At 26.7% G+C, this 6,841-nt stretch carries 3 protein-coding genes; 1 reads left to right on the top strand and 2 read right to left on the bottom strand.

Annotated features, from left to right (window positions below; genetic code table 11):
- Positions 1-219 precede the first annotated feature (219 nt).
- Entirely contained in the window at positions 220-1,611 is a 1,392-nt protein-coding gene (locus Q0V08_RS09775; protein WP_297434327.1) for a sugar porter family MFS transporter, read from the top strand.
- A 52-nt stretch (positions 1,612-1,663) separates the two neighbouring features.
- Here the strand turns inward: Q0V08_RS09775 and Q0V08_RS09780 are convergent, their stop codons facing one another.
- Together Q0V08_RS09780 and Q0V08_RS09785 are read right to left on the bottom strand one after the other, a co-directional pair.
- Positions 1,664-6,175 (bottom strand): discoidin domain-containing protein, encoded by a 4,512-nt coding sequence (locus Q0V08_RS09780; RefSeq protein WP_297434329.1) that lies wholly within the window; start codon positions 6,173-6,175, stop codon positions 1,664-1,666.
- A 2-nt stretch (positions 6,176-6,177) separates the two neighbouring features.
- On the bottom strand, positions 6,178-6,841 hold a 664-nt coding region (locus Q0V08_RS09785; RefSeq protein WP_297434332.1), incomplete at its 5' end, for a hypothetical protein.

Genomic DNA, 6,841 nt, shown 5'->3' on the forward strand with positions numbered 1-6,841 from the left:
AACCAACGACCTTCGGGTTATGAGCCCGACGAGCTGCCAACTGCTCTATCCCGCGTTATCTTTACTAAATAAGTGTATCATATAATTTTAATTGTGTCAATAAAAAAATACAAATAAATTAAAATGTTAGAAAAAATTAGACTGTTAAGTAAAAAGGAAACCCACAAATAAAAGAGAATTAAAAAATAAAGCTCTAAAAACCTCAAGGAGGAATTTACTATGATATATAAAAAAGCTATAATTTCTGCATCAATAGCAAGTTGGTCAGGATTTTTATTAGGATATGATATGGGAATATCTGGTGGAACAATAGAATATGTGACGAAACACTTTAATTTAGATTCCTCTTGGGAAGGGTTTGCCTTATCAATTTTTATCTTGGGAGCTATTCTTGGAACTATTTTTAGTAGAAAAATAAATGACGATTTAGGAAGAAAAAAGTCAATTATAATCGGGTGTACAATTATGCTAATTGGATCATTGGGAGTATATTTTTTAGGAGATAAATTTGAATTATTAATTTTGTTTAGATGTTTATCTGGAGCAGGAATGGGACTTTTATCATCTTCAGAGCGTTCATATGTCCCAGAAGTTTCACCACCTAATATTAGAGGAGGATTAGGAACTATATTTCAACTGACAACGGGATTAGGAATAATCATGGGTTATGTTGTAACTTTTTTAATTGTAAAGAATGTTAGTCTAGTTCAAGATGATTCTATTTTGTGGAAAACAATTTATGGAACAGAGATTTTAGTTGTCGGTTTATATTTGATATCGTTATTTTTTATGGTAAATAGCCCAGTTTGGCTTTTAATGAAAAAAAGAGATGACGAAGCTAAAAAAATTATGACTGAAATTTGGCCAGATGTTGATATAGAAAAATTTATAGAGAAACAAAATAAATATAGTAGAAATAAAGATGAGAGTAAAAATATAGAAAATCAAATGAAAGAGAATGGTAAATTAAAAAAGTTGATGTTTATCGCATTTTTTATGGCAGCATTGACAGAGCTATGTGGAATAAATCCCCTAATTTATTATGCTCCAAGTATTTTCAGACGAATAGTTCCAGAAGGGCCAAATTCAGCATTTTATCACAGTATAATAAATGGAGTGTTTTTTACAATTGGATCTTTAGTCTCTATGTTAACAGTAGATAAATTTGGAAGAAAAAAGCTACTTTCAATAGGAACACTTCTAATGGCTTTATCTTTATTGATAATAGGAGTTCATATATATATGGATATGTATTCAATAGTTTTAATTTATTTAGTTTATTTGTTTATATTTTCGTACAATTTTTCAGCAGGAGCAATAAGATTTTTATATATAGGAGAATTAGCTCCGACCTCTTTAAGAGCATCAACTGTGAGTTTTGCAGGGTTAGTAAATTGGGGAAGTGATTTTTTAGTTTCATGGACACTTCCTATAATAGCAAATAATATATATTTAAATAGAATATTTAGAGATTCATCAGTATTTTTCTTATATTCAATTTTTGGATTTATATTTTTTCTTTTAATTTTTACTATACCTGAAACAAAAGGAAAATCATTACATGAGATTTTAGAATATTGGGATATAAAGGTAGAGTCAAATAAAAAATAGATTAAAAAAAAGAGCTACAAATTTGTCTTTGTAGCTCTTTTAATAAAGTTTTTTATTTAAGTTTTTCTAAGAATAATCTATTTTCTTCTCTTATAAACTCCTCTTTATTATCCCAATTTATCTGCCAAATAGGAATAGCAAAAGGTGGATATGTTTTACAAATATCAATAGCTTCTTGAGAGATTGGGAAACTATGACGTAAGAAATAATCACTAGTGTCTCTATTTAATATATCTGAAGTAAACATAGCTAGCTTAGAAGCTGCATCTTCATTTGAAGTTGTAGGATTTGCTTGCATATATTCATTCATTTTTATAATAAACTCTCTGTCGTTATAAAAATATCTCATTTTAAACCAGAAAGCAAGTTTTCCCCAATAGTCAGCATCATAAATTGAAATAGCTTCATTTGTAATAATATTGTCATTTGACCATCCGCCACCGTGCTTATATTCTAATAATCCTGATTCAGCAAACCAGTTATTAAATACCTCTCCAAATAGTCCCATTAAATATCCATTATTATCAAGCTCATGTCCAACTTCGTGTCCAACAACCCAGTGGTGTGCATATCTTTCTTTTGTTAAATGATTAAATGCCAGTGGATTTCCACTATAAGCTGTATAACCATTTCCAGTACCTACTCCAGCATGAGGATTATTAGAACTTAAACCAGTCCACATAATTCTCTTATATGGGATTGGCTCATCAAAAGCTTTGTTAGCTCCAACTAAGTTATATAAGAAATCGACATATTCGTCTCGAGTTCTTAAAACTTCTATGAAGTCTTCAGGTTTAATATTGTTTTTTAACCAATCTATATCAAAGGCAGCTATCGTATTAACTCCTTCAATATAAGCTAGATTACAACTATGATTTTCAGGCATAACACTTTCTATTTTAGATTTTTGATAGAACTCTTTAAAAGAATCATAACCATAACGATAAACTAATCCATTATCTAAATCACTTAATGTATACATTTTAATTTCAGTCTCTCTAGACCCTTGTAAAAATAGTTGTCCTTGTTGCTCACCAGGATTTATAATATTTATTCCTTGTTTAAAATTAAAGTTACAATTAGGGTTTGGTTTTCCTAAGAAGCTAGTTAGAGTTCCATTGATAGCTCTATTAAATACAAATATATAATCTTGGTTTGGTTTTAAATAGTGTGGAGTCATATAAAGATTTCCAGTACTATTTGCATTTATTTTATTAAAGTAATAACTGTTATTTTTTTCTAAAGATTTAATTGAGAAAATATCAAAAGGATTATTTCCATTATTATTTATAAAAACTTTTGCTAGCTCTAAAGCTACAATTAGTTCTCTATCTTCAGTTACATATTTCTCAATATCTTCAATATCTTTTATTCCAATTCCAGGTTTTATTTTTGTAAAATCATCATTGAATATATCTTTTATTCTTGAATGAATAGGATTATAAATTTTAAAATTAACTTCATAAAGAGAAACTGAATTACTGCTTGATTCTAAAGTTCTTATCATAATCTCTTTAGCTAAAACAGGAGGAATTTCCAAAATTTTTATATTGCTATTAGCTGAGTTATTAATAGAGAAAGTTGTAGCAAATCTCCAAGTATCATTACTAGTTTCTTTATAGTAAATCTCTCCACTTTTAATATTACCATTTGCAGATTTACAAATATATCTAAACTGATCAATAACTTTAGGTGTTTCAAATATAAACTCCACGTCTCCAATACTAGTTCCATAGAAATTAGTTTCTAAATTTCCATCAAGAGCATTTTCAATAGGTTTATGTGAGCCACATCTAGATATTCCTTTTATTGTATTTTGAGGAACTTCAGTAAAAATATCATTTGTTATATAATAATCACTTTGAGTACATTGAATAATTTCAATATAGTGAGGTTTCCATTTTTCAATCTCTTCTAGAAAAATTCTAGCTTTAAAATCTTGAGTATATATAGGAGAGAAACTTACATCTATTTCATTCTCTTTTAACGTATAGTTCACAGTTTTTAAAACTCTATTATTTCCTAAGCTATCTTTATAAAGTATTTCAACTCCATATAAAGTATTAATACTGTTTTTTAGCTTAATTTTAATATGATTAAGAACTCTTAAATCATTGTTATTGTAGCTGATATCTTCATAAAAAACTCTCTCTCTAAAAAGATCTTTGGCCAATTGAATTTTATCCATATACTCTTGAGTTATTAAAACTCTTTCCTCTAATTTTAATATCTTTTCAAAAGTTACACTCTCTTTTAAAGAAGTAAAAGTATTATCAGTAAAAAGTTCATTTAAATCATCTTCTAAAAAATTATGGATATATATAGAAAGTTCATCTTTTCTTATTCTACGATTTGCAGTTTTAATAAAAAGCTCTGAAATAAACATAGGTTCAACTTTAGAATTAAACTGATTATTTTCACTGTAAATATATCTTTCTCTAGTTAAAGGATTTTCACAATAAATTGAAAATCTGTCTTCAAAAGTCGTTGTAAATTTTGATATTAATTTTTTTTCAGACAGCTTAACAATATTGTATATTACATTATCTATAGCGTAGTAATCAATTGTTATATTATCACTAGAATATGTTGTATCCTCATCAGTATTAAAAGAATAATTTTCAATATTTTCTATAATGGCTTCTACACCGTAAACTTCATAAGTTCCATATATTAAAAGTTCAAAATTATCTGTATAAGTTTCTGTAAAAGTGATAGTTTTTTGATTATTTTCTAAATGAATGATTTCAACATTTTTTACTTTAAACTCTTTGTCATTTTTATCAAAATATCTGATATCAGCTCTTAAAATATTCTCTAAAGCAATAAAATTCAACCCAGTAATAACAGAGTATTCTTTTAAATTAGTAGTTTTAAATACATTTGGTTCAATACTTTCTAAGTAAAGATTTTCAATCTCATTATAAATGTTATGGTATTCTTCTGTTTCAGCTAAAAGTGTTCTCAGATATTTTAAATAATCTAAATCTACTTTATCAACTAAAGCAGTTTTAGTTTCATCTGTAAAACATTCCATTAAAATATCATAAAGACGATTATATTTGAAAAACTCAGTTTCATAAATTAAAACATGATCATCATTTCCTTTTGTAACTCTAACACAAAGTTCTTTAGCTAACACAGGTTTAAAGTGAACGTTTCTCCAGTTACCAGCTTTTCCGTCCATTAAACATTGAGCTACTTCCATCCATTCATCTTCTGAGCTCTCTTTATAAAGTAATGTATAGTTTTGAATTCTTCCTAGAGAGTTTGGTCTTGTTAAAACATGAACTCTATCAATAACTTTTTCTTGGCTAAAAGAAAAATATACATCCCCATATCCTATAGATGTAAACGGATTACTATGAAACTGAGTTGTCTCATCTCCATCAACTGCTCTTTGAGCAACTAGGTGTGCATAATGACCACAACCAGATGTAGCTGTAATTGTAGATTTATCTATTCTAGTGTCCTCATCAATTTCAGAATAGAAATTTTCATTAAATGGTGCTCCTGTAATAGTAATGTTTTCTTGGCTTGATCCATATATTTTAAAAGTTATATCTTTTGCAAAAAATGGTTTAAATGTAACTTTATTTCCATCAATAGATAGAGGAACTTTTGTAAAAATATTTCCATAGTTATCAGCATACTCTACTTCTATATAACCATGAGATAGATTTTCACTCAAAGAGAACTCTTTCCACATTTCAAACTTATCATTTCTATATATCATAGTTTTTCCATCCTCTTTTCCAGTTAATAGTTTTTTTGCTAGATTTAATTTTAAAATATACTCTTCAGTAGTATGGATTTTGTTACTAATATCTTTAATTGTATTGTAAGTAACCTCATCTTTTAAACTAGAAAAAGTATTGTCTACAAAAAGAGAGTCTATCTCATAAGAGATGTAGTTAAAAATAAATATATTTGTATTTTCTAGAAAATTTATTGTTAAGGGATTATTACTTTTAATATATAACTTTTTCATCATTACAGGTAAAAATTTATAAGTTCCACTGTTTTCATCAAACTCTGCAGTTATTTTTGTGAAATCTTGGTTATCACCAGATGAATAAAATAATTCAAACTCTCCACTAGGAATAAATTCAACTCTATCTATAATTCTAGATTCTTGAAGTTTGAAATAAAACTCTTTATTTTGATTTTCAGAAGTAACTTCAACTTCATTTAATTTGATTCTAGTATCAACGTCTTCATTTTTATAGTATTTTCTACCATTTACAATAATAGGAGTTACATTTATTATAGAAGTTTCATTGTCTTCTATTAAGACTTTAATCTCCTTTGTTAATACGGGATCAAGTTCCCACTTTTGAATATTTCCTTCAACGCTAACCTCTCTAGCATGTAGATTAATAGTGTTTTCTAAAAAATCTTTAAATTGAATATTTAAAGATGAAGGGAAAATATTGTTTTGACTTTCTAAAATTAAATTAGTTATTACAGAGTAATCATTAAGTTTTAATGTAAAAGTTTTTGAACTAGGTGCATTACCATTTCTAATAAAAATTAATTCAGGAACAAACTCTTTTAAATTCATATCTATTTTTTCACCTCCTGTTGTGTTCTATTTAAATAATCTTGATTAAATAACTCTCTTTCTCTTCTAAAGAAATCTTTATGGTTTTCAAAAGTGATATCTTCAAGATTTAAAAACAGATCAGGATAGTTATTACATATATCTAAAGTATTTTGTGAAATAATATAACCTTTTTGAGAAAAAATAGAAGCTATATTTCTACAAACTAATTCACTTAACCAAAGAACTAGTGTATCTATTTGATTTTCATTTTCAGAAAATTCATATGTATAATATTTTCTAAAAAGTCTAGTTATAAGTCTATCAGAGTTTGAATAAAGAATGGTTTTTATAAAAATATCTTTTTTATCCTCACCTGTTAAAGCTAAAGCTTTATTATATTTAAACTCTAAAGTTTTATAAAATCCAAGTTTTAATAGATCTTCTAGCTCTTTAGAAAAAAACTCCTTAGAAACCATCTCTTCAGAAGTTAATCTACAAATTAAAGGTGTTGCAAAATTGTGAATTCCATTTTTAAAAAATAAATTAGCATTACCACCAAAATTTAAAACACCACCAATATCCGTGATTTTTTGTTCAACATTTTCTTTAGAACATCCTTGCCACAATAATCTTTTAATTATATTTTTTTCAAAATATAAAGGCATATCTAAAATAGTATATAAA

This window comes from uncultured Cetobacterium sp. (assembly GCF_947038635.1).
Taxonomy (GTDB): Bacteria; Fusobacteriota; Fusobacteriia; order Fusobacteriales; family Fusobacteriaceae; genus Cetobacterium_A.